The sequence below is a fragment of the Indolivaga capnocytophagoides genome (assembly GCF_036511535.1).
In the GTDB taxonomy this organism is placed as follows: Bacteria; Bacteroidota; Bacteroidia; order Bacteroidales; family Dysgonomonadaceae; genus Dysgonomonas_A; species Dysgonomonas_A capnocytophagoides.
On the sequence record NZ_AP028867.1, the window covers coordinates 2,465,572 to 2,490,640 of the forward strand.

Consider the following 25,069-nt stretch of genomic DNA (forward strand, 5'->3'; position numbering starts at 1 on the left):
GAAAATTGAAGAATTTCAATCTCTATTCTTTTATATAAAAGCTTGATTACAGAAAAACCAGAAACAGAGAGAGAAATAGTCGAAATATTTCTGAATTCGTGACCAGACCAACCTATCTAGGATCTCATAGACTTATAAGAACCTAATATAATAGTCCCTCCAAATTATTTATTTGGAGGGACTTTCTGATTGTAAAACATTTAGCCTCATAGTCTTCAAATTGAAAGGTTTAATGAGAAAAGCTATTCAAGCCGTTATTGGATACACGACTATCTGTTTTATGCAATAATATTGTGCTTGTTAAATACTCTCTTCATGGTTTAATTTAATTCAAAATCACAGGACAAAAAATGAACAATATTTCAAATGCAACTATATTGCATCAATTGAATTTATATTATATTTGTAGAAGAATTGCAAAAAGAATGAAGTTTCGACAGAATAAAGACATACAATCGATAGTAAAGGTTATTTTCTTAACCCTCTTTATTTGTTATGCCGGTTCCATTACGTTTTTTTTTCACTCTCACATTATTAATGGAGTTACAATTGTCCATTCACATCCATATAAAGCTGATGAGAAGGGAAAACCGCTTCATACTCACACCGGATCAGAAATACAGTTGATCCAATTCTTGTCATCGTGGCATTCTGTTGGAAAAATTACTTTTACCTTTACTTTTAAAGTATTCCAATCATACTATATCATAAAAATAGCAAGTAAAACTGAATCTGTAATAAAAGGTTTTACTAACTATTTTTATCTATTAAGGGCTCCTCCTTCATTTTATTATTATTGATTTTATTTTAGAGAATCCCAAATATCAAATTGAGATTCAATCTGTTTATGTACTTACTTTTAAAATATCAATAAATAATAAAATGAAAAAATATATATACATTTTTTTGTGTTTTGTGTTTTCTCTATTGGATTTATATGCCAATGAGCCTGTGGAAATCAAAAAAACAGATGCGAATGTGGTTGGGCATATAATTGACAAAAAGACCGGAGAACATATTCCTTATATGACAGTCTCATTAAAAGGGACAACCATAGGAACAACAACGGATGCGACAGGGCATTATTACCTAAAAGATCTTCCTGAAGGGAAATTTATAATTGAAGTAAGACTCGTTGGCTATAAAACAACTTCAAAAGAAATATTTATAGAAAGAGGAAAAACGCTTGAAGTTAATTTTGAATTAGACGAAAGTAGCGTTTCTCTTAATGAGGTAGTTGTTTCAGCTAATCGCAATGAAACGGAGAGACGCCTGGCCCCCACGCTAGTAAAAATATTAGATACCAAAACCTTTGATAGGACTAATTCAGTTACCCTTTCTCAAGGATTAAATTTCCAACCCGGAGTCCGAGTTGAAACAAACTGCCAGAATTGTGGATTTACTCAAGTTCGCATGAATGGATTAGAAGGCGCTTATTCTCAAATCCTGATAGATTCACGTCCGATATTCAGTGCATTAACGGGTGTTTACGGGTTAGATCAAATCCCTGCTAATATGATTGAACGGGTTGAGGTTATACGAGGAGGAGGTTCCGCTCTCTTCGGATCTTCAGCCATAGCCGGGACAATAAATATAATAACAAAAGAGCCAACCCGTAATTCGGCACAACTTACCCATACCATAACAGCAATTAACGGTGTAAAAGATTTTGAAAATAATACAGGATTTAACGCTTCTCTGGTATCTAATAATCAAAAGATGGGCATTATGGTATTCGGTCAGAAAAGAGAGCGATCCGGATATGATTATGACGGAGATGGTTTTTCTGAATTGCCAAAATTGGAAAACAGGACATTAGGGTTTAGATCTTTTATAAAAACAGGAACATATTCTAAACTTTCTTTCGAATATCATAATATGCATGAGTTTCGCAGAGGTGGAGACCGGTTAAATAGTGTCCCTCATGAAGCATATATTGCAGAACAGATAGAATCATCTATTGACGGTGGAGGTCTGAATTATAATATATTCTCACCTGATGGAAAACATCGTATCAACATATATTCTTCTGCACAATTGACAAACCGTAAAAGTTATTATGGCGGAGGAGAGCCAGTTTCTGTTATAAATGCCGGAGATATGAGTGATCAGGACAAACTGGATGCAATAAATATACGACTAGGTTCATACGGAAGAACGAAAGATGTTACCTATATTGTAGGAGGGCAGTATTCTTATGATTTTGATAAATTTCTATTTATGCCTTCTACATTCACCTCTGGATTGGAATACAATCATGATGATCTGGAAGATCAAAGTGGATACAGACCGGAACCTATCGATCAGAAAATTAATATCAAAAGTGCGTTTTTGCAGAATGAATGGAAAAATGATATGTGGAGTTTTTTAGCCGGAGTGCGTATTGATAAGCATAGTTTAATGAATGATGCAGTCATCAGTCCACGTGCGAATATCAGATATAATCCGGTTGAAAATGTTAATATCAGAGTGAGTTATGGTCAGGGATTTCGGGCTCCACAGATATTTGATGAAGATCTGCACGTTGATATTGCAGGAGGAGAGCATATTATAAGAAAAATCGATCCGAACCTAAAAGAAGAGAAGTCTCATAGTTTTAGTGCCTCCGTAGATTGGTATCACCAAGTAGGAGCTGCTGAATTAAATTTTTTGGCTGAGGGATTTTATACAATACTCAATAATCCGTTTACATCAGTCTCAGAAGAGCAAGAAGACGGTTCTATTATTAAACGGACTGTTAATGCTGCAGGTGCAAAAGTATACGGTGTAAATTTAGAAGGACGTGCGGCTATAGGAACACTTTTTGATTTTCAATTAGGAGCCACAATTCAAAAAAGCCGCTATGATGAAGCCCGAAAGTGGTCAGATGATGACACGGACGATGTTATAGCTGAAAAGAGAATGATGCGTACACCTGATGTATATGGGTATTTTGTAGCAACATTAACACCCTGGAAGACATTCAGTACATCTCTTACCGGAAATTACACCGGCAGTATGCTTGTACCGCATGAAGCAGGCTATATCGAAAAGAACAGAACTGAAAAATCCGATTCTTTTTTTGAACTGGGATTAAAACTAGGGTATGAAATAGCTTTGTATAAAGGTTCCACTCTCGAAATAAATGGAGGTATCCGCAATATGTTCAATGCTTATCAAAAAGATTTTGATAAAGGCCCGGATCGGGCTTCCAGTTATATATATGGTCCTGCTATGCCCCGAAATTATTATGCAGGGGTAAAGCTAAATTTTTAATTATTAGAGACACTTCTTTAATTTTATGAAATATTGTTTTCATTTATATGCATAAATGTATATGATGATTTTAGAGAGCATTGGACTGTGATAGTTTGATGCTCTTATAAAATAAACCAAGAAGATGATGATAAATCCATAGTACCATGAAAAATATTACATACAATATAGTCTCATTTCTTTCTGCGGACAATTTACAAGTCGTAAAAAGGATTTTAGCGTGTTAAATATTCTGAGTAGTTATATAAGTTTAGAGAATTTAAAAGTTATAACAGGTTATTCATCTGGTATCTAGATAAATGAATAACCTGTTATTTATAAATTCCATCAAAAACGAAAATTAATACTCAATCTGAAGATTAATATATTCGAATAATCCCATATTATAGGTCGTATTCTTATAAATTATCCCCAAATAATATTGTCCCGACTCCCAAGCTTTCAGACCATCAATCGGATTCCCGGCTGGAGTATTATTATCTATATCGGCTCCAATTTTTAGCTTTGGCTTACGAAGAGTGATAGGGGTGGTTGATCTATCAGTCGTTGTTGAGAATGATCCCGAGGCGGGAACTCCTACATGTTGCGCAACGTCAACAACGATCACTTTGGAATAATCTATTGCCTCAAGTGTTTCCGGTCTATGGTTGTGTTTTTTATTGATGAGTACGATTACAGCTTTACCATCTCCTTTGAGTCCTGAAACCGCAGCCCTAGCGTTCAATAGTTCATCCTTGCTTATGCGTAAATCGGTTTTATCAGGATTGGCTGTATTGTATATTTCTCTAAGAATTTTGTAATTATTGTCTACTGTACCTGCGTAGAATGAGAAAAGTTGAGGATCAACAGGAAGGTTGGCAGCCAAGTATAAGGTTATAGCCCTTTTTTCTTCAAGGGTTGTTCCTTTTTGATCTTTAACGATGATTATAAAATCGTACTTTCCCTCAACTGCGTCTGCCGGGATGCTAAAATGCTCATGTATAAGTGCATTTTTGACATTTTGATATTGTGGCCAGGTTTTCTCGAAACTCCAAGCCTTCTCATAAGTTTCATCCGGTCTAGGCACAATTTTTATCCCAACACTATCAATTTTAGTTGCTGCTAGTACCTCAGCATTGAAATGAAAATCCTTTCCTATAGTTCCTATTTCGTTATTATTCAATCCAATTTCAATGTTAGTGATTTTTGCGGTTTCCTTTGGTTCTTCATTTTCAGGATCATCCTTGTCACACGAAGTAAAAAATGCACTTAGGATAAATAGTGGTAAAAAAATGAATTTAAATTTGCTTAACATCGTTTTCATATAAAATAATTTATTTGATTATTAAAAATTTTATTTGGCTATCGTATTATTTAAATCTTCTATATCTATACAGACAGGTATAGTGCTCGTAACGTTGATTTCGTATTCAGTCCCTCTTGGAATATTGAATTTTCGATATCCAAGAAATATTTTACCGCCTGTTTTATAGGTAATAACTAGAATTGAGTTCAGTGACTATGCCCATTCTGTAGTCCTATGCAGTATATAAAACCTAGTCCTAATAGGATAAAGACAATATTTATCACTAAGTTTTTCTTGGTAGTATCTCGTAATATTTCCGGAATTAAACAACCTGTAGCAAGATAAATAAAACCTCCTGCGGCTACAGGCAGCATGTATATAGAAAAATGGCCTACCTGAGCTCCGATCCAGAGGGCTATTATCGTTCCTAATATCGCGGTACAGGCTGAAATAAAATTAAATAGCAAAGCCTTACGTTTATTAAATCCGGCACGGAGCAATATGCCAAAATCGCTGATTTCCTGAGGTATTTCATGCAAGATTATACCTAGTGTTGTAGCTACTCCAAGTTCTGGACTAAACATCCATGTCGCACCGATGAGTATACCGTCTACAAAATTGTGTATTCCATCGGCATAGAGGCTCAAATATCCATATGGTTTAATAGTTCTTTTGTTTCCATGGCTGATATGTAATAATTGTTCCAGTATAAAAAACACAAAGAAACCTCCGAGTATGAGCCATGAAGTTAATCTGGCTGATTCCATGTGAAAATAAGATTCCGGCACAAGCTGGAAAAAAGCATTCCCTAGTAATGTCCCTATGGCGAAACAAATCAGCAGATTTAATATTCCGCTTAATTTGTTCGATTTAAAATATAAAAGAAATACCCCGACAAATGACAGGGTACTGACAAAACATGCGCTTAATATCGCATATAAAGCATTATTAATTTCCATATCTGTAGTTGTAATTTTAATTTATTTGATAACCCGTACCAGTTCTGCATCATATAGCATATACATCAAATGGTAAGGATCATTTCTGTTTAGTCGTAAAATGCCTTTTATTTCGATAAATTTATCTGTCTTAACTCGTTTGAGCTCTTTATGTCCTTTTTTTACAAAAATTTCCATAACCGTCTCAATACCTCCTGTGCCACAGAAAAAGCACATCGTTGACGGAGATTTAGAAAGGGCAAATATTTTACCTTCCATATCAATAGGTACATAAAAGCCTTTGATTGATATCGGCTTATTATTTAGAGCTTCAATACTGGTACCAAAGTGAGCTACATCGTAATATTGCTTTAATGCTTTTACATACTCACGTTTCCAATATATGTCATTTAATGCCTGCCAGGCAATCGGTTTTTGTGCTTTTAGCGAACAAAGACAACAAATGAAGATTATAGAAAGAAATACTTTTTTCATTGACTAAGTGTTTTTGATATATTTGTTTTCATTGCTTTAACAGCAGGAATAACTGCGGCTGCCGCACCAATAATTATAGAAGCAATCAATAGCGAAAGATCCGTTAATGTTGCCCATTTTTGCAATGTGTAATTAAAGTTATTATCAGTATAAGAAGATAGGAAGAACATTGCCAAACGGCTGGTCACAAATCCGACTATATATCCGATAATCGCAAAACTTATCCCTTCCAGAATAACGATAGCAAACAATCGGAATCGACTTCCTCCCATAACGCGTATTAAAGCCAGCTCATATTTTCTTTCTTTTAAGGAGTTTAAGAGAGAGATAAATATACTCAAGGCTGAGATTAGGATTATAAATCCGCTTATGTAGGTCAAGGCTTCTATTCCAAGGCCCAACAAGGAGTACAGGCGATTTATTTCCTGCACCGGGGATGCCGCCTGCATATTTGTCGATTTATTGATCAGCCGTAGCAAGGTGATAGCACCCATAGGACTTTGATACTGGATTAACAACGTTGTTATTTCTTTAGGATGCTCCCCATCTTCGTGTTCATGCTCCTCATGGCTGTGATCACAATCTGCATCGTGCTCATGATCATGTCCTCCATCTGTATTATGCTCATGATCCTGTTCTGCCTCGCTATGCTCGTGATGATGCTCATGGCTATCATGTATTTTCCAGACACTCTCAATATTGGTTAAGATCAATTGGTCGAGTACCGTTCCTGTTTCTTTGAAGATACCTGTTACCGTATAAGGAGTACTCTTATGTACATCATCCGACTCTGCCGATAGCCCATGTACCCCTGCAAATTGCCGGCCTATTGCTAAGCCTGTTTTTGAAGCGACTTTCGAACCTATCGTTACCTCAAAGTCTTTTTGCCACAAGCTTCCCGCTTGTATTTGTCCATTATAAATAGTGGGGTATGCCTTATTGGTTCCAACTATGCGGAATCCGTTAAAGTTATCTCCAAGAGCAAGAGGAATAGCTTGTTTAATCAAAGGGTTCTTACTCAGTTCTATTGCCTCATTATAATCTATATTTCCGGTTGGATAGTCAACATGGTAAATTCCTGATAATATAAGTTGTAAAGGGCTGCCTTTAGCTCCTACAACCAGATCTATTCCTCCGGCATTTTTATCCATCTGGTTTTCAAAAGAGTCTTTAAGGAGGAAAACCAAAGAGATAATAGTAACTCCTGTTGCAAAAAGGATTATATTCAAAACGGAGGATAACGGACGGCTCTTTATTTGTTTGAAGTTGAATTGTATAATATTCATGTCTGTTTTTTTAAGATTCTAAATGAACAATTTTAAAGAAATCCTGAATAAGCCTGTTGTCATGTGTAACGATTACCAACCCCGCCTGAAGTTTTTCAGCCTGGTAGCGAAGCAGCTTTATAGCTTCTCTACAATTTTTATCATCAAGGCTGGATGTCGGTTCATCTGCGAGGATTAGCGAGGGTTTATTTATAACAGCCCGTGCTATAGACAGGCGTTGTAATTCTCCCTGACTCATCTCATTTGTTTTACGATTCCGACAATGCACTATATTTAAAGTCTCAAAAAGACTATCCAGATATATATTATCTACTGACAAGTTATTAAGGGATCCTGCCATCTTTAGATTTTCCTCTGCTGTTAACGATTTTATAAATTGAGGCGTTTGAAAAACAATTCCGATTTCCCGTCCTCTGTATTTATCCAACTTGGTACCTCTTAATTGAGCAATGTCATTTCCTTTTATCAAAATACTCCCCCTTTTGGGTGTAACCAAACCTGCAATCAGGTGAAGCAATGTTGTTTTCCCACAACCCGAAGCTCCGGTAATAAGTAAATGTTCTCCTTTTTCACATACAATATCCGGAAATATGAACGTATAGTTCTTATTATAAGAATATTGAACACTATCTGTTATTAAGTTTTTTTCCATAACTAATAAAATTTTCAACAAATGTAATTATTTTTTCACATTTGCAACCTTGTTGCAAATGAATTTATATTACATTTGCATTATAGATTCATCTCAGATTTAAAATACATCATTATGGAATCTGTTAAAGAAATATTACACAGGAATAATTTAAAAGGAACAGCAGCGCGTGTCGCCATCTTGAATACGATTATAGATAGTGAGGCTCCTTTAAGTGAATCCGATATAAAAAAAAGAATACCTGAAGTTGACAGGGTAACATTCTACCGTTCGATTAAAAGTCTGCTGGAAACAAATATTATTCAGGGTATGATCACTCAAGGTAAAATAATCAAATACACTTTCTGTCAAGAGAATCATAGTAGTGAAACAGCAGTCCGGTTTTATTGTACCGAATGTAAAAAATTAACAGATGTGGAGATAGAAGCCCAGCTCCCAGTTGTTCCGCAGGGATATACGGAAAAGACATGTAGCATAACTATAACCGGAATTTGTAAAGCATGTAATAATTCAGGTGAAGAAGACTCGCGAGAATTGTCGTTTAACTTTCAAATATAAAAAGTCAATAATGAAAGAGATAAAAGGAGAATATAAATTAATTGAATTCTATGCAACTTGGTGTGCTCCGTGTCGCACAGAGACCACTATAACCTCAATAGAGAAGAAAAATGAGAACTTGAATATTCAAAGAATAGATATAGATTCCAATCCGGATCTAGCCCTACAGTTTGGAGTTCGCTCTATACCTGCATTGACACTTCTTAGAGGAGAAACTGAAATTTGGAGACATTCAGGTCTGATATCCGAACCTGAACTGGTCTCTGTATTAGCAAGGCATTTAGATAATAAATAAAACAAGATGGAAGCAAGCAATCTATTTTATGGGATACTAGCTGCATTAGGCTATGTATTACTACAATCGCTGTTTATTGTTGGTGTGCGAATAGCTGCCGATGACAGCACTGAAATTCTACCCAACGGAAAACAAAGAGATCGTATGGGGATGATATTATATCCGGTTTTAAAATACCTGAGCCGAACAAAACAGGAAAAAATATACTATGAGGGTTCTCAGTTTACGAGTCTAGTCGGTAAGATTCGGATGGCGATACCTGATTTGGATATGATTGAAGGAGATGGCCGATTGAAAATTATAAGCAGAGGGCGGTCTTTAGGGATATATTCTAATAAGATAGAAGATACACTCTATCACATTGACAACAGGGTAAAGATAGAGATGGAAGAGGGACTACTTCGGTTTTACAGAATGGACGAGCAATACCGACTCAATAAATATCTGCGCAAACCGATTCTTCAATGCCCTATCTGCATGGCCTCAGTCTGGAGTATACCCAGTTATTGGATACCCATTATATATAAGTTCGGCTTTAATATGGAAGTACTATATCTGGGAGCGGTTAATATTTGCATCGTAGCTTGTGTCAATGCCCTGATCTGGGTGAAATTCAAATCCATGCAGAAATCATTATTATAAAACGAATTATCTAATTAAACAATGAAGGGCAAGATACCCGTGACAATAATAACCGGTTTCCTCGGAGCCGGAAAGACTACTCTTATCAATAACCTGATAAAGAAGCACCCTGAGAAAAAGTTCGCTATTATCGAAAATGAGTTTGGAGAAATTGGCTTGGACGGAAGCTTTATTATCGGAGCTGATGAAAACATATTCGAACTCTCCAACGGATGCATCTGTTGTTCGTTGAACACCGATTTTTATGATCTGATCAATAAGTTACAAACAGGAGGCTATGATTTCAACCATTTATTGATTGAAACAACGGGTATAGCCGATCCTACATCCATTATGAATGCTTTCCTTTCGGATTATGAGATTATAGAACGATTTACCATTGATTCAGTTATCTGTCTGGCGGATGCCGTCAATATTGAAGATCTGATAGATTCAGAACCCGAAGCACGTAAACAACTTACTATTGCTGATATTATCCTGCTGAACAAAATAGATTTGGTAAGGCAAGGTTACTGCGATGAGCTAATCAGTAAGATACAGGGGTTTAACCAACTGGCAACGATATACTCGACTTCACAGGCAGATATTTCACAGTTGGAAATCCTAGATACCCATCAGTATTCGGGCAGGAAAATAGAACAATCTGTATCCTCTTTTAAAAATCTTGCCTTTCTGGGAAGTAATAATCTAAAGCATGATATCAAATCAATCGGAATATCCATTCCCGGAGATCTGGACTTTGAACGTTTTCGCTTTTGGTTCGAAACGATCCTGTTCTTTGCTAAATACAGACCGTATCGGGTAAAAGGGATTCTCAGTTTTAAAGATGTACCCGAAAAATGTATCCTGCATGCGATAAAAGATAATTATGTCTTTGACAGGGGCGATTTGTGGCAGCAGGATGAAGATCGTTATTGCAAGCTCGTATTTATCGGTCGTAATCTGGATAATCTGGAAATAGAAGAAAATATATACAAATTAAGAGCAGAATAATAAACTAAAAAAACAATGAATAAGATACCTGTAACAGTCTTAAGTGGCTTTTTAGGAGCCGGAAAGACAACCATATTAAATCATATTCTCAATAACCGTGAGAATATGAAAGTCGCTGTCATAGTCAACGATATGAGTGAAGTCAATATCGATGCGCAGTTGGTGGAAAAAGGTTCTACTCTTTCCCGGACAGAAGAAAAGTTGGTACAACTCAGCAACGGCTGTATATGCTGTACTCTTCGTGATGACCTGGTAAAGGAAGTAACCCGCTTAGTTGAAAACGGCAAGTTCGATTATCTGCTGATAGAAGGAACGGGTATCGCAGAACCTATGCCGATAGCTCAGTCATTCAGCTATGCTTTTGAGGATTTAGGTGTGGATCTAACGAAGATATCACGTCTGGACACAATGGTAACCGTTGTTGATGGCTTTAATTTTTATAACGATTTCGGATCATCTGAAACATTAACAGACAGGGATCCTGATAATACAATCAGTGAACGTTCCATTGTAGACCTCCTCGTGGAACAGATTGAATTTGCGAATGTCATCGTACTCAATAAAGTAGACCTGATATCCTCTCATCAACAGGAAGAGATGAAACGTATTATCCGAAAACTAAATCCGGATGCAAAGATTATTCAAGCTAATCATGGAAAGATTGATCCGAAAGAAATACTTAACACCCATTTATTTGATTTTGCAGAAGCTGCACAAAGTTCGGGTTGGCAGAAAGAACTACAGAATAAACATACTCCCGAAACAGATGAATACGGTATCGGTTCATTTGTATTTCGTGAGCATCGCCCCCTACATCCTAAAAGATTTAAGGAATATTTAAGTAAAAACTGGGATGCAGGCATTGTCCGCAGCAAAGGATTCTTCTGGCTGGCAAGCCGAAAGAATGAGGCATTATTACTGAGTCAGGCAGGAGGTTCTATCGTGGTAGAACGGATTGGTTCTTGGTGGGCTTCTTTTCCAATAAAAGAAAGAAATCAACATCCTTCGTTTCAGGTGAATGAAGAATATATTCTGAGTCGTTGGGATAAGACATGGGGAGACCGTATGAATGAAATTGTATTTATCGGACAGGATATGGATGAAAAGAAAATCAGGAGAGAAATGGAAGACTGCCTCTGTACAGACATTGAATACAATACTTATCAGAATCAACTGCTGACAGACAATAACTGGGATTTTTTATAAAGAACGAATGAAACATATTTATATACTGTTAATAGTCATTTTATTTTCCTTTAATATATCAGCCCAAGCTTCACCTGAAGGTAGTGGAGATATAATAGATGAACGACAAATAACTCTGCGGAAAGATTCTATCATTAAAAAAAAAGGTATTGAGTTGGAAGAAGTCATCGTCAGCGGAAACAATAAGAGAAGTCTTCAAATGAAATCAGCTCAGAATCTCGTTCAGGTTGATAAATCATATATCGAAGATAATTTCTCCGGTAGCCTGATGCAAAGTCTCGAGAAAATACCGGGAGTAAGAGCGATGACTATCGGCTCGGGACAGTCCAAGCCTGCTATCAGGGGACTCGGCTTTAACAGAATGATGGTTACCGAGAATGGAATCAAGCACGAAGGACAGCAATGGGGTGAAGATCACGGATTGGAAATAGATCAGTTTTCGGTAGATAATATTGAAATATTGAAAGGTCCGGGTTCTTTATTATACGGAGGCGATGCCATAGGTGGAGTAATCAGTTTACGCAATAATTATGTCCCTTCAGCTAAAACCGAAGGAAATATAAATCTCTACGGAAGAAGCAATAATGAATCACTTGGTTTTTCCGGTCAGATAGCCGGACGAAAGAATCGATTTTATTATAAAGTAAATACCACGTATGTGGATTATGGAGATTACAAAGTTCCCACTGATAGCATACAGTATTATTCTTATTATATAAAACTAAAGGACAGGCGACTTCGAAATACTGCCGGAAAGGATCGAAATGCCGGAATTACACTGGGATATATCGATGAAAAATTCCGAAGCAACTTTCTGATATCAGATGTATATTCAAAGAGTGGCTTCTTTGCGGATGCGCATGGACTTGAAGTGCGTATGTCCGATATAGATTATGACAAATCCTCCAGGGATATCGATCTGCCCTATCATTCGGTGAATCATTTCAAGGTAATCAATAACTCCAATTTACAACTCGGAACATTGCATCTTGAAGGAAATTTCGCTTACCAAAACAATTTGAGAAAAGAACTATCTGAACCTGTTTCGCATGGATATATGCCTATCCCGCCCGACGCCTTAGAGCGTAAGTTTAATAAGAATACATATACATCCAATATCTCTTTCAAACTGCCATTAAAGGATAGGCACTCTTTGCAAGGAGGAATTAATATTGAACACCAGCACAACTCGAGAGGCGGATGGGGGTTTATTATACCTGACTTTCAGACGACCAGCATCGGAACTTTTCTTTATGACCGTTACTTTATTTCCGAAGATTTAATTGTAAGTGCAGGTATACGTGCTGACCAAACAGATATTCATATCGATAGTTATCACGATTGGTATCAGACACCTGTGGAAAATGGAGATTGGGTATATAAAGAACGGGCTGCCAACTTGAAAAGAAGTTTCAATAGCTTCACTTGGTCAGCTGGCATTAATTATAACAAAGACAATTGGATGCTTAAAGCGAATGTAGGGAAGAGTTTCCGCGCTCCCGCGCCCAAAGAGCTGGGGTCTGATGGCGTAAACTATCACATATTCCGCTACGAAAAAGGTGACAGAAATCTGAATGCAGAAGAGTCTTATCAGATCGATCTAGGTATCAACTGGAAGAATGATGTTTTAGACATACAGGTGGAACCTTATCTGAATTACTTTCCAAACTATATCTATCTGAACCCGACATCGGGTTATTACGAAGGTTTACAGATGTATTATTATACACAGGCAAAAGTAATAAGATACGGATTTGAAGCCAGTCTGGAATACAAATTAAATCATCAGATCACATTGGGAGCGCAAGGAGAATATTTGTATGCAGAGCAGCTCTCCGGAGATAAGAAAGGTTATACCCTTCCGTTTTCACCGCCTTGGTCTTGCAACTTTAACATTACTTATCATCCAAAAAATAAAATATTGGGGACAGATGGTGATATACAGCTAGAGTATAAAATAACAGGAGCGCAGAATAGAATTGTACCTCCCGAAAACAAAACAAAAGGATATCAGACGATAAATATGTCGATAGGGCGTAGTTGGCAAATAAACCAGAAACAAATAAAAATACGCATACAAGGACAAAATCTATTGAATAAGCGGTATTACGATCATACAAGTTATTACCGGCTGATAGATGTTCCCGAACCGGGACGGAATATATCAGTTATGATCGGATATAATTTTTAACGCAATACACTAAATATTATTTATTCTCTAACCGGGCATATATAGCCCACTTAATTAATTAAATGTTATGAAACAAAAATTTCTATGGGGAACAATCCTTCTTTTAAGTATGTCATTATTCATTTTTTCGTCATGTAGTAGTGATGACGATGATAATCCTGCAAAACCGGTTATAAACCTGACTGAAGTCGGTAGTGAAAATAGCAAGATTGGAGTTGCCGGAAGTGATCTGCATCTGGAAGGCAGCATTGTTGCTGATGGGATGATAAAGCAAATTGATGTTGAAATTCATCAGGAAAGTGGAGGTAGTTTTAAAATTGAAGAATCATACAAAGACGGGAAATATATCGGAGTAAAAAATGCAGATTTCCATGAACATATTGATATTCCGGCTGATGCTCCTGCGGGCGATTATCATCTACATTTTACAGTTACAGATCAATTCGGACAAACTACTACAGTAGAGTCGGAGCTAACTATCGAAGCTGAACCTGTAAATATTACGATTGAAGGTTTAACTTTTGGCGCAGGGCATGATTTTGCTGATAATAAAATCGGATATATCGGTACTGCCCCTGTTGTAGAGGCGACATCTATTAAAGCCGAAAATGGAATTGACAAGATATTTGTAGAAATTCACAGCGAAGGCGAAACCGCTGCTTTTGAACTCGATACTACTTATACTTATGCAGGTGAAACCGAATTGAAAGATTTCCATAAACATCTCTCTATTCCAGAAAACGCTCCTGCAGGAGACTACCATCTACACTTCAAAGTATATGATAAAAACGGTAAATCTCTCGAAAAATCAATGGATATAGAAATTAAAGAAACAGGAATTGCTATATCCGGTTTAGAAATAGGAAGTAATAATTCGGCAGTAGCATCTAACATTCATACCGAATTTAAGGTGAATGCTTCAGATCCTTTGACCTCTATTCGTGTCCGTATATATAAAGCTGCAACTCCGACAACTTATGTATTCAATGAGACATATTCTGATGAATTTTCAGCTGGTAACGTAAAAGAGTACACTTTCCATAAGCATTTAAACGCAACAGGTGCCGCAACAGGAGAATATGTAATTGAAATAAGAACAAATGATGCAAAAGGAGCCAATAAAACCATAAAGGAAAAATTGACTATTACAGGAGCATAATAAATTATTAAATATCAATAGCGAATAGTTTTTGAATAAAGATTATTCGCTAAAAATAAAAAATATGATAAATAGAAAAATCATTTTATATTGTCTTGCTTGCCTTTTTGTTATGGGTTGTAGCAATGACGATGATGATAATCAAGATATGGAAAAGCCTTCCATCGATATGAGTGGTAGCAATGCTTTTCCCCAGAATTGTATTGTTTTATATCGGGGAGAGAACTTTCCTTTTAGAGCGGTATTTACTGATAATCAGGAATTGGGAAGCTACAATATTGAGATTCATAATAATTTCGATCATCATTCGCATAGTACAGATGACGTAGAGTGTGATTTAGAACCCAAGAAAACTCCTGTAAAAGCATTTGTATATAATCAGGATTTTACGATTCCTTCCGGGAAGAATGTGTTCGAAGCAAATAACGAGATTTCAATACCGACAGATATTGATACCGGAGACTATCATTTTATGGTTAGATTGACAGATAAGACCGGGTGGCAACAATTAAAAGCAATAAGTTTAAAGATAAAAGACAGGAATTGAAATTCTTTGTATTTAAAACCGAATATATTAAATTGTATTCGGTTTTATTTTTTTAGACAATCGGGGCAGATTCCTTCAAGTAACACTTGAGCAGATTCAACTTTATAACCAGATGGCAGGTGAAGGTTTTTATCCAATAAAGACGAGTCTAGACATGTCACTTTATCACAGCTAGTACAATGAAAATGGGGATGTATTTTTGACAGAACTAAAAGACTGCTTAGTGCATATTTGACCGTATTATTATTCAGGACAATGCGATGTATAACCTTTGCTTCTTCCAGAGTTTTCAGAGAGCGGTAGAAAGTGACACGATCGAATAAGTCTAAAAATGCATCTTTGATTTCATTTTCAGTTAAGGCAGTGTCATCGCTTTCGATCAGTTTATCGATAATACATTTACGACAAACTGTTTTCTTGACACCATGCTCTTTTAATATTTGTTCTGCATTCATAATTATTCTTTTTACAAAAATAATAAAAACCTTAACATAAGTCTATTGGCAAATATTGTTTTTGATAATATGATAAGATAACCGCTTTTAATTAATTGAATGCTTTAACTAGTATACGGGTAGCCTCTAGAGCTTTCGTAATTTCAGAACTCTTTATTTGTTCGATCTTAATTAATGACGATTTCTTTTTTTACTAGAAAATCTGGCTATTACCGAGATAGAGAAGAAGTAGAGCCTAATATTAAATCAATTTTTTAATAAATTAGAAAACAGGATTCAAGTATAAAACCTGAATCCTATAGTTTTGCTTTTACAAAGCATTGTATAAAACCTTCATGGATGATTCTTATCCATCAAGCATATCAGGTTCTATTTTAGCGTTTATTATTTCTCAAACACACAAATATCTAAGACAGTCCCACCTGTACTTAAGACTGGTGATTTACTGGATTCCTTAGCTACAGGATCGTACGAGAACAATCCGACGCCATTTGACTTGGTGGTTAATCCAAACAATATCTTGTTATCAATCTCTGTAATTACTCCTGAATAGTTATTTGTCAGAGGGAGATCTAGAATTTCCATTGTTTGATCATAAAGATTTGCTTTTACAGCATAGATATTTTTATCATTTAAATAATCTGGCGGATTACTAACCAATGCTGGACAAGTTCCGAATAAATATACTTCTCCGTTCTTATAGTAATGATTAAATGAGGAGTGGCTGAATTTTCCTCCTTCGACACCGGTAACCGTTTTATCTGTTATATTGAAGAAATAATCTTTGTCAAATTCAGTTTCTCCTTTCTTTATTCTCAGAAAACCAGACTTTTGCTTTTCACCTCCATACCCCATAGAAGCCCAACAAGTAACATAGATATCTCCTTTTTCATCAGTAAACATGCCCCCTCCGAAATAACTGGTTGATGATCCCCGCTGGTCAGACAAAAGCTTGATGGGAGTATCTGTCTTTGCATCTATTGCCAACACATAAGCTCCATCTTTTGTTATAGGCATTGATGTCAGTTCCATACATCCGACAAATAATATATCATCTCTTAGGATCATTCCTAGTGGATTAGGTGTAGAACTACCATTTACACCCCATCTTTCATCCTGTAAGTTTATTTCTCCGGTTTTAGCCATTGTAGAGGGATTAAAAACAACGATTTTGTTATCCATCACAACCGAAGCATAAGCTTTAGTCTCACTCACAACTAATATATGCCCAATATTTGCTTTTGCATTACTGGATAGTGTAAGACTACCATTCTCAGATAGCAGGCCGTTTTCTAAACGAATGTATTTTTTTATAGTAGTATTGTAGTGTGTCGGATTGTAAAAGACCCAATCTCCAAAAGATTCGATATATGCTCCGTCATACACTTCATGTCCATTATTAAATCCGACAGTTCCAACGTTCAGGTCTTTTACCGGAACAATAAAAGCAGTGCTGCCACCATCTACTTTAGTCGAGATTACTATTTTTGCTTTACCTCCTGATTCTTCTCCTGAGGTATCGTCATCATTAGAGCACGAAAAAAAAGCAATGCATGTCAATGATAGCACGAATAAATTAAATTTGTTCATCATATTATTAATATATTTACAATTAAAGTTTTAAACTAGTCCATCTTATTTTAATCTGGAATGTACGCCCGGGAAGTGGATAATTAAAATTCGTCTGGCGCTCATTATCTAATATATTATCACATTCTAGGGCAAAAGACAAACGTCTGTTCATAACAGCATATTCCATCCCAAGAGTATGTATTAATGTTGTCGGAATATTATAATTTTGGTTCGAACTCAGTTTGTAACCATAGTAATACTTATCGGTAAATGATCCTTCATAGTAGAATCTTGAATATTGAGCCTTACCGCCGAACATATTGTTTTTTCGATAATCGAACATCCAGTTAGCATATAGAATAGGGATATGCGGCATCTGTAAATTATAGCTGGCATCAGGACTATTGGTGCCTCCAATATATTTTGTCTTATTGATTGATTTTTGCCAGGTAATATTGGACGAAATATACCAATTTGCGTTTATATCCCATTTTACTTCAGCCTCCAAACCATAGAGTTGTGCTTTCCCAACATTATAATGTCCGTAATAACCCGCGTTAGTACGCAATTGGATCATATTTTGTACATCTATCAAAAAAGAGTTAGCTTCCACCTGTAAACGGCTATTACTTGAATAATAACGATCAAACATTATTCCGATATTATAGTTGTCAGCTTGTTCCGGTTCTATCTTTGCATTTGATATAACAGATGCTCTGTCTCCTAACACTTCATCCTTCTTCGGGAGTCTGTAATTATGTTCATATGCTGCTTTAACAAGCCAGTTTCGCGCAAAATCATATTTGAGAGCAAGGCTGTATCCCCAGTACATATCATTACGACTTAATTCTTCTGGTTCTGTTGTTGTTCCATAGAATGTGTTTACCATTTTTCCGGATAAATGATAATTGTAATTACGCCCTGTCAAAACGGTTGTTAACTTATCAGTAAACCATCTATTCTCAACTGATAATGATGTAATTATTCCGGTTAGAGTAGATGCTTCATTGGTGAAGTTTGTTTTCATATACCTGTCTGCAATTGTATCTCTGAATTGAGTATGAACCAAATTGAAATTATTATTCAAATTCACAAACATATGGGAAGACAAATGATATTTGAAATTCAGATTGTAGCGATAATCCTGAATTCTGTCATCCGAAAGGTTAGGAACTGTACCTATTTCACCACGTCCACTATTTGCTAGCTTATTTCCAGTAAAATCATATAAATAAGTCGATGTGTCATTCAGGCAAGAGATATAATAGGCAGCCATTCCCGAAAATTTAAAGTCTAATTTTTCAGTCAGGAATTTTTTCTTTTCTAATTTAGGGGCAATTCCAAATGTTGTGACTTCGGTTTCTGCATATCGTATATTATTAGCAACGCCCTGTATTTGTTTTTTTGTTTTATATACTGATGCTTCTATTTCCACCTCATCGAAATATCTGTTTTCGAAACTTACAGTCGAAGCTAAAGCAAAGTTATGGTATTTATTATGGTCTCTTTTTATTTTCAATCCATCGACATATGGGGATAGCATAGTGTAATTGTTTTTTGCACTCAACCCAGCACCATATAGCGTTAAATACAATTGAGGTTTAGCCAGATATTGTTTTAGTGTTATGCTGGCATCATGTATGCCATAGGATTTAAAAGAATAAGCGGCGTCCAGATATCCTCCTTCCGGATCAATAGTCACAATATTTACTGCACCACCTAATCCGTCTCCACCAAATTCAGGAGGAACAATTCCTTTATAAATTTCCACTCTGTCTATAAATTGGAGCGGGATATCATTAATAGAGAAACTTCCATCGGGTGTATTTAATGGCATTCCATTGATGTATATTTGAACCCGATTGCCTTCTAGACCTCTTACATTTATTTTTGCCTGATCACCGACGCCTCCGGTACTTCTTAGTTTAACACCAATCTGATGATTCAACACATCGGAAATAGAAGTACCCCTTCCGGCAAAAGAAGATCCATCAATTACCGTAACGGGGACTCCCGATCGTTTCACTTCTCGGACTTCTCTGCGGTCCCCTTTGGCCGTTACAGTTACTTCATCTAACAATTTAGGATCGTTTCTCAAATAAATCGACAGTTTCGTCGTTTTCTGATTCTCTATACTAAAAACCCTGTTTTCCTGAAGCATGCCAATATAAGACACCAGTATCTCATATTCTCCATCTTGTAAATTTGAAAAAACAAAGCGTCCTTGAGAGTCAGAGAGAGTTGTTTTATTTAAAGCGCTAATAGTAACATTGACTCCCGCTAAAGGTTCTTTACTCTGTTTATCATATACCACTCCAATAACCGATTGGGCCTGTATTATAGTTATCTTTATAAAAAAAGCAAATAATAAGAATATTTTATACTTCATAATATATCTGTCATCTTCATACCTACTTATCGGTACAAAAAATAATTAAAATCATTATATGATGCGATTTTAGCACATTTAGGTCTTTTATACTTTTGTATGATATAAAACAACCGCAAAGCTACTTCGGTGCACAAAAAGGAGTTTAGCTTAAACGGATTATAATTTAGTCAATTCGGATTATTATGCCTGATCTTTTTTCTGCAAGTTCAAGCGTGCAATTTATTGGCACTGATTTATATAACAAAGAAGAATTATCAGGTGCCGGAGAATTAGTATCGGAAAGATACTCTTTGGAAAGTGAACTTTTCAAGTCTTATTATCAGTGTATTACCACACCTCAATATCAGTTATTTAATACGGAAACAAATAGCAAGAGAGATATAACTCTAATCTCATCCGGTCCACAAAATATTCCTCTAAGTTTAAATATTAATCTGGGAGGAGATTTTGATTACTGTTACCCACAAATTAATAATAGAAAAGAACCTTGGAAAGGGAACACCTTGAATTTATATTCATCGCGTGAAATGGTAAGTCAATCTTTTTTTCATCGAAATGAGAAGACAAGACAGTTTGCGATTGTATTTTCGTATGATTACTTAACGAAATTATCTAATCAGACTCCACAGTTGTTTTACTCTGTTTTGAATGATTACGAAAATAAGAAGACTGATAAAATGTTTGATAACAACTTGTCATGCAGCCCTCGTATAATAATGCTTACTCAGGAGATTATTAATACTGATTCTAAAGATCCTTTATTCTCAATTTTATTAGAATCTAAAATCCTCGAAATATTATACCTTTCTTTAAGTAAAGATCTCGGAGAGATTAACAAACTGTATTTTCATGAAAAAGAGAAAATTATAGAAGCTCGTAATATTCTTTACAATCTCTATCAGAATCCACCTAGTATTTGTCGTTTGGCGTCAATGATTGGCTCGAATGAATTTAAGCTTAAACAAGGATTCAGATTATTATACAATAATACTGTCTATGGTGTATTATCAGAATACCGGATGCAAAAAGCAAAGCAATATTTATTGGATACACAAATGCCTGTTTCGGAGATTGCTTTGCAAATTGGATTTGAACACCAAAGCAGCTTTTGCAAAGCTTTTAAACGTCAGTTTTTAATGACACCCGTTGAATATAGGAACAGCAGATAAAAGAGAAGAAATTAATAGAAATTGGAGTAAGACAAGGTTTATTTTTTATCTTTACAAAAGATAAGTTGCTCTTTAAAATCGTGAGGAAATTAAGCGGATCTAAGAACCAAGTTGGTTTCTAAATCGTTACCTATCGAGAAACTAATAGTGCGTAATCTATTGATTAATAGCTGATAAAAGTTTTCTCTATGTCTTGCTACGTGGAATGTTAAATTCTTCTCTATTTCACATAAATCACCTATCTCCTTCAAGTAACTATTCATTTTTTGATTCGTGAGAAGAGGTAAAACCTTACAGTCAGGCTGCTGATTACGATATTTCTCAATTATCTCCAAAGGAATACTCATCAAAGGAACTGTTACAGGTGTATCTGTTTTTTTTCTTTTTGTTATAATCCAAAGATTACCGTCAACTCCTTTCTTTATATTATCATAGGTCAGATTCCTGGCATCAATATAAGCAAGTCCCGTATAGCAAGAAAAAATGAAAATATCGCGTACTTTGATTAACCGATCGATTGCTAATTCTTTCTGTTTTATTTTCTGTAATTCTTCTTCTGTTAAATACCCTCTGTCTACTTTCTTTATACGAATTTTGTAATTCGCAAATGGATCATGTTGCATCCAACCATTATTTCGGGCAATAATTATTATTCGCTTGAAAAATTGAATAAATTTCGCTGTAGTATTTGCGTTACAGTTACATTCAGTTCTTAAATAGTTTTCAAAATCTACGATGAACTGATATTTAATCTCTTTCACATTAACATCCGAAATACTGTATTTATGCCTCATAAAATCAGAAAGTCTAGTATAAGTGACTTTATACTTTTGTAAGGTCGCCTTGGTTTTATTAATTCCAAGTAAGGATTCTACATCTTTATTATGCTGATTGAACAACTCCAACAACATTGTATTATCTGTAGATATTCCCAAGTAAGCATTCTTCAGTTTTTCCGCAGATACGAAATTATCTCTTTCAAAAATATCCCTGTACATATTGTGAAGGCTTGTCTTACAAGAATCCAGAATACGGTTAATATTCATGGCTTCCCTTGTTTTACCACTGGCTTGGCTAGCATTAGCATCCCACATATCGACATGAATATCGGTATGAATATTAAAACTTACAGATTCTCCAGAGATCGTTACCCTACAGAAAATAGGGGTGAACGAATTTTTCTTCATTTTATCCTTTCTCAGATAAAAGATGATTTTAAAAGTACTTTTCGCAGCTTTCATAACTCCTCATTTTTAATCGTCAAAATTAATTTACACTATTAATAATTAGTAATTTACACACTTCTATGTTCGTCCAAAACAGTGCCAATACTGGACAAAATATAGGGTGAACGAATTTAAATTTAGGGGTGAACACTTTAGGAATAAGTCCTTGTCTGAAAGTGTCTATTTTATGTCGTCTAATGGAAAAGTATAGACATAAAAAAATCCTACAATCTGTTGATATTGTAGGATTTATCTCTTTTTTATCGCCTTTTGGCTTTAATCTCCGCGGAGAGAGAGGAGGGTGAACATCCTTCCTACAATCGTTTACCAATCTATATTTCAAGTATATTAAGATCTCTTGGGTGAACACTTTGGGATCAAGAAAAAGTCTTCTATTTTCTGACTTTTGTCTGTCTTTTTCTGTGCATAAATTTCTACTTCAAATATAAACATTTTTCAATAAAAACATTTAATATACCATGATTTATCAATATAAGTAAAAAGACTATAACCAAGATTTCTTATGATTAAAGTATGAAAATTGTTTTTTAGCAATAGATTTTCTTTCAGTTTTGTTTAATATTTGAAATGTTAATAAGTAAACTAATTCAATATGATTTCTTGTAATATTCAGATAGAAAATATAATATAGTCGGATTAACCACTCAATTGCCTCAAAATGTAACTTTCTATATTAAACTAGGATTTCAAACACTAGATGAGGGTGAAGTTAAGTATCAACAAAATAGTTATTATAACTATAATATGAAGTTCGATTTATAACGAATTTAGTATCCCATTAATTTATAATATTCTAACACAAAAGTCCCCACAAATAAATAATTTGTAGGGACTTTTCGATTGTAAAACATTTAGCCTTTTATCATTATTAATAGCATATTTGTGAGCTTGCAGGCATTGGTTACCGATATTCGGGTGTAGTTTGTATTTACGACTGGACTGTCTTTTTTCAACTCTATCGAAACACATGTAACAGATGTTACCAAATAGAGAAAAGCTCAATTTGTCAAATTACGAAAAGAATCTTGATAATTATATAAACGAAGAGAGTGCTCGTATGAGACACTCTCTTTGTCATCAAGTAAAAAATGAGTAGTGTATTGAATTTATTGATTTATAGGATTCTGTATTACTTCAATCAAATTATTTTGATTAATTAATTCAGAAGCTATGCTTTTAATATCATTAATTGACAATTCTTCTAATGTCTTTTTAAATGCAGAATAACTATCATCGTCATAAAATCCAAGACTTGATATAGTCGAAAACCAATAAGAATTTGTACGAATATCTTCGTCAAACTGTTTTAGCATATATGCTCTTACTTTCGAAAAATCATCCTTTTCCAGACCATTTTCCGCAATAGCTTCTATACCTTTGTGGATAAGACCGGTAAGCCTCTTCACCAGTTCTGGATTTGTATCAAATGTCATTGTGATGGCTGATTCATTCTTAGGTATACGATTTACATAAGCACTAACACCTACGCCATATGTTCCACCTTCATCTTCTCTTATTGTTCTCACATAAACAATATCTAGAATTTGATTGAGGACACTCATCGCAATTTGGTTTTTCAGATTGTAATCAGTATTACCTGAGTAATTGATGAAAACTTTAGATTTGGGATTCATCATTTGCTCTTCATAAGTCACCTCATACTTCCCTGTTCTAGTACCAATATTCACTTTATTATACATAGCATCTTTATTACCTGATGGTAGTGAAGCCAAATAAGTTTCAACTAGTGGTTTTAGCACTTTAAGGTCAATATTTCCTGTAAAACTAAAGGTAAAAGAACCTGGACTAGCAAACAACATTGTATACAACTCTATTATTTTTTCATAGTTAAGAGACTTAATATCTGATGTCGTTATATTCTGCATTCTAGGATTATTTCCATACTTAGAATATGTTACTTGTTGTTGAAATCCAAAAGCCGGATCTTGTTCTAGATTTGTAAAGCGATCAATCAACATCTTCTGAAAATTGGAAAAGACATCATAATCTGCTCTAGGTTTAGTGAAATATAAATAATTAAGTTGAAGTAAAGTCTCAATATCTTTGACCGAACTACTGCCCGAGGTTCCCTGAGTCCAATTACCAATTGATACATTCAAATTTGCATTTTTTCCTGCTAAAACTTTTTTCAAATCGCTTGAACTAAAATCACCTATACCACCCCAAATAGGAACAAACTGGATAAAAGCAGCCTCTAAACTTTCATTGTCTTCCGTCCAAGAGCGTCCTCCATATCCTATCGAACCCATTAATATTTCATCTTTTTTGAATTCAGTTGGCTTCAATAGTACTTTCATCCCATTAGATAATTCCCAAGTTGTCACGCCTAAAATTTTATCGTGTTTTTCAGATATCACTTTACCTTTCAATGGTTTATTTCCCATCAAGTTATCAGCAACCTCTTTTTCAACATAAGGCTCTATAGCCTTTGTCTGTACTAGTGCAAATACATTCCTCAGATCATTTTCAGAAGGAAGAGAGTATCCCTCTTTCTCGGGACCTGTAACAGTCACAATATTATTGTCAGAGATCAATAACTGAGCAAGTTTCGCATTCACAGCTTCAGTATCTATTGCAGGTAATATTCTCTGGATCATTTCATATTCGTACTCTATACCAGGAGTCGCTTCTCCTTCAAGAAAACTTCTGACATATTCGTCGATATAAGCATCATTTGATTGTGTCAATCTATTATTATATGCAGCCAATCA

At 35.2% G+C, this 25,069-nt stretch carries 21 protein-coding genes; 11 read left to right on the top strand and 10 right to left on the bottom strand.

All coding sequences use genetic code 11. The annotated features are described in order from the left end of the window. Positions 1-425 precede the first annotated feature (425 nt). Both AABJ51_RS19440 and AABJ51_RS09920 read left to right on the top strand, forming a co-directional pair. Entirely contained in the window at positions 426-800 is a 375-nt protein-coding gene (locus AABJ51_RS19440) for a DUF8478 family putative metalloprotein (RefSeq protein WP_050699817.1), read from the top strand. Positions 801-882: 82 nt separating this feature from the next. After that, entirely contained in the window at positions 883-3,255 is a 2,373-nt protein-coding gene (locus tag AABJ51_RS09920) for a TonB-dependent receptor (protein ID WP_338372386.1), read from the top strand. A gap of 340 nt (positions 3,256-3,595) precedes the next feature. Here AABJ51_RS09920 and AABJ51_RS09925 read toward each other — a convergent pair whose 3' ends face one another. The 5 genes from AABJ51_RS09925 to AABJ51_RS09945 all read right to left on the bottom strand — a co-directional run bounded on the left by AABJ51_RS09925 (position 3,596) and on the right by AABJ51_RS09945 (position 7,911). Continuing rightward, positions 3,596-4,558, bottom strand: coding sequence for a DUF4625 domain-containing protein (locus AABJ51_RS09925; protein WP_338372387.1), 963 nt, complete (start codon positions 4,556-4,558; stop codon positions 3,596-3,598). A 188-nt stretch (positions 4,559-4,746) separates the two neighbouring features. Beyond that, entirely contained in the window at positions 4,747-5,499 is a 753-nt protein-coding gene (locus AABJ51_RS09930; RefSeq protein ID WP_338372388.1) for a ZIP family metal transporter, read from the bottom strand. A gap of 21 nt (positions 5,500-5,520) precedes the next feature. Then, on the bottom strand, positions 5,521-5,973 hold the full coding sequence (locus AABJ51_RS09935; protein WP_050699821.1) for a hypothetical protein: 453 nt from the start codon (positions 5,971-5,973) through the stop codon (positions 5,521-5,523). Beyond that, on the bottom strand, positions 5,970-7,259 hold the full coding sequence (locus AABJ51_RS09940) for an ABC transporter permease (RefSeq protein WP_338372389.1): 1,290 nt from the start codon (positions 7,257-7,259) through the stop codon (positions 5,970-5,972). Before AABJ51_RS09940 ends, AABJ51_RS09935 begins: the two co-directional genes overlap by 4 nt. Positions 7,260-7,269: 10 nt before the next feature. Further along, positions 7,270-7,911, bottom strand: coding sequence for an ABC transporter ATP-binding protein (locus AABJ51_RS09945; protein ID WP_338372390.1), 642 nt, complete (start codon positions 7,909-7,911; stop codon positions 7,270-7,272). A gap of 114 nt (positions 7,912-8,025) precedes the next feature. Here AABJ51_RS09945 and AABJ51_RS09950 point away from each other — a divergent pair, with 114 nt between their 5' ends. The 8 genes from AABJ51_RS09950 (at position 8,026) to AABJ51_RS09985 (ending at position 15,502) form a co-directional block, all read left to right on the top strand. Further along, positions 8,026-8,469, top strand: coding sequence for a Fur family transcriptional regulator (locus tag AABJ51_RS09950; protein WP_338372391.1), 444 nt, complete (start codon positions 8,026-8,028; stop codon positions 8,467-8,469). Positions 8,470-8,479: 10 nt separating this feature from the next. Continuing rightward, positions 8,480-8,764 (top strand): thioredoxin family protein, encoded by a 285-nt coding sequence (locus AABJ51_RS09955; protein WP_338372392.1) that lies wholly within the window; start codon positions 8,480-8,482, stop codon positions 8,762-8,764. Between the two features lie 6 nt (positions 8,765-8,770). Further along, positions 8,771-9,406 (top strand): hypothetical protein, encoded by a 636-nt coding sequence (locus AABJ51_RS09960; RefSeq protein ID WP_338372393.1) that lies wholly within the window; start codon positions 8,771-8,773, stop codon positions 9,404-9,406. A 21-nt stretch (positions 9,407-9,427) separates the two neighbouring features. Beyond that, positions 9,428-10,399, top strand: a complete 972-nt coding sequence (locus AABJ51_RS09965; RefSeq protein ID WP_338372394.1) for a CobW family GTP-binding protein — start codon at positions 9,428-9,430, stop codon at positions 10,397-10,399. Positions 10,400-10,414: 15 nt separating this feature from the next. Then, entirely contained in the window at positions 10,415-11,605 is a 1,191-nt protein-coding gene (locus tag AABJ51_RS09970) for a GTP-binding protein (RefSeq protein WP_338372395.1), read from the top strand. Between the two features lie 7 nt (positions 11,606-11,612). Beyond that, entirely contained in the window at positions 11,613-13,796 is a 2,184-nt protein-coding gene (locus tag AABJ51_RS09975) for a TonB-dependent receptor (RefSeq protein ID WP_338372396.1), read from the top strand. Positions 13,797-13,863: 67 nt separating this feature from the next. Beyond that, on the top strand, positions 13,864-14,955 hold the full coding sequence (locus AABJ51_RS09980; RefSeq protein WP_338372397.1) for a DUF4625 domain-containing protein: 1,092 nt from the start codon (positions 13,864-13,866) through the stop codon (positions 14,953-14,955). 64 nt (positions 14,956-15,019) lie between these two features. Next, positions 15,020-15,502: a DUF4625 domain-containing protein gene (locus AABJ51_RS09985; RefSeq protein ID WP_338372398.1), complete on the top strand. Its 483-nt coding sequence runs from the start codon at positions 15,020-15,022 to the stop codon at positions 15,500-15,502. Positions 15,503-15,546: 44 nt separating this feature from the next. On the opposite strand, the gene AABJ51_RS09990 is transcribed toward AABJ51_RS09985, so the two are convergent. From AABJ51_RS09990 to AABJ51_RS10000, 3 genes are all read right to left on the bottom strand, one after another. After that, entirely contained in the window at positions 15,547-15,957 is a 411-nt protein-coding gene (locus tag AABJ51_RS09990) for a Fur family transcriptional regulator (RefSeq protein WP_134436223.1), read from the bottom strand. Positions 15,958-16,341: 384 nt separating this feature from the next. Continuing rightward, complete coding sequence (locus tag AABJ51_RS09995) at positions 16,342-17,550, bottom strand: DUF4374 domain-containing protein (protein ID WP_321577275.1); 1,209 nt, start codon at positions 17,548-17,550, stop codon at positions 16,342-16,344. Positions 17,551-17,569: 19 nt separating this feature from the next. Beyond that, positions 17,570-19,918, bottom strand: coding sequence for a TonB-dependent receptor (locus AABJ51_RS10000; RefSeq protein WP_338372399.1), 2,349 nt, complete (start codon positions 19,916-19,918; stop codon positions 17,570-17,572). A 185-nt stretch (positions 19,919-20,103) separates the two neighbouring features. On the opposite strand from AABJ51_RS10000, the gene AABJ51_RS10005 reads away from it, so the two are divergent. Then, positions 20,104-21,090, top strand: coding sequence for a helix-turn-helix transcriptional regulator (locus AABJ51_RS10005; RefSeq protein WP_338372400.1), 987 nt, complete (start codon positions 20,104-20,106; stop codon positions 21,088-21,090). A gap of 89 nt (positions 21,091-21,179) precedes the next feature. Here AABJ51_RS10005 and AABJ51_RS10010 read toward each other — a convergent pair whose 3' ends face one another. Both AABJ51_RS10010 and AABJ51_RS10015 read right to left on the bottom strand, forming a co-directional pair. Further along, positions 21,180-22,331: a site-specific integrase gene (locus AABJ51_RS10010; RefSeq protein ID WP_338372401.1), complete on the bottom strand. Its 1,152-nt coding sequence runs from the start codon at positions 22,329-22,331 to the stop codon at positions 21,180-21,182. A gap of 1,112 nt (positions 22,332-23,443) precedes the next feature. Next, positions 23,444-25,066, bottom strand: coding sequence for a M16 family metallopeptidase (locus tag AABJ51_RS10015; protein ID WP_338372402.1), 1,623 nt, complete (start codon positions 25,064-25,066; stop codon positions 23,444-23,446). Between the last annotated feature and the right edge of the window lie 3 nt (positions 25,067-25,069).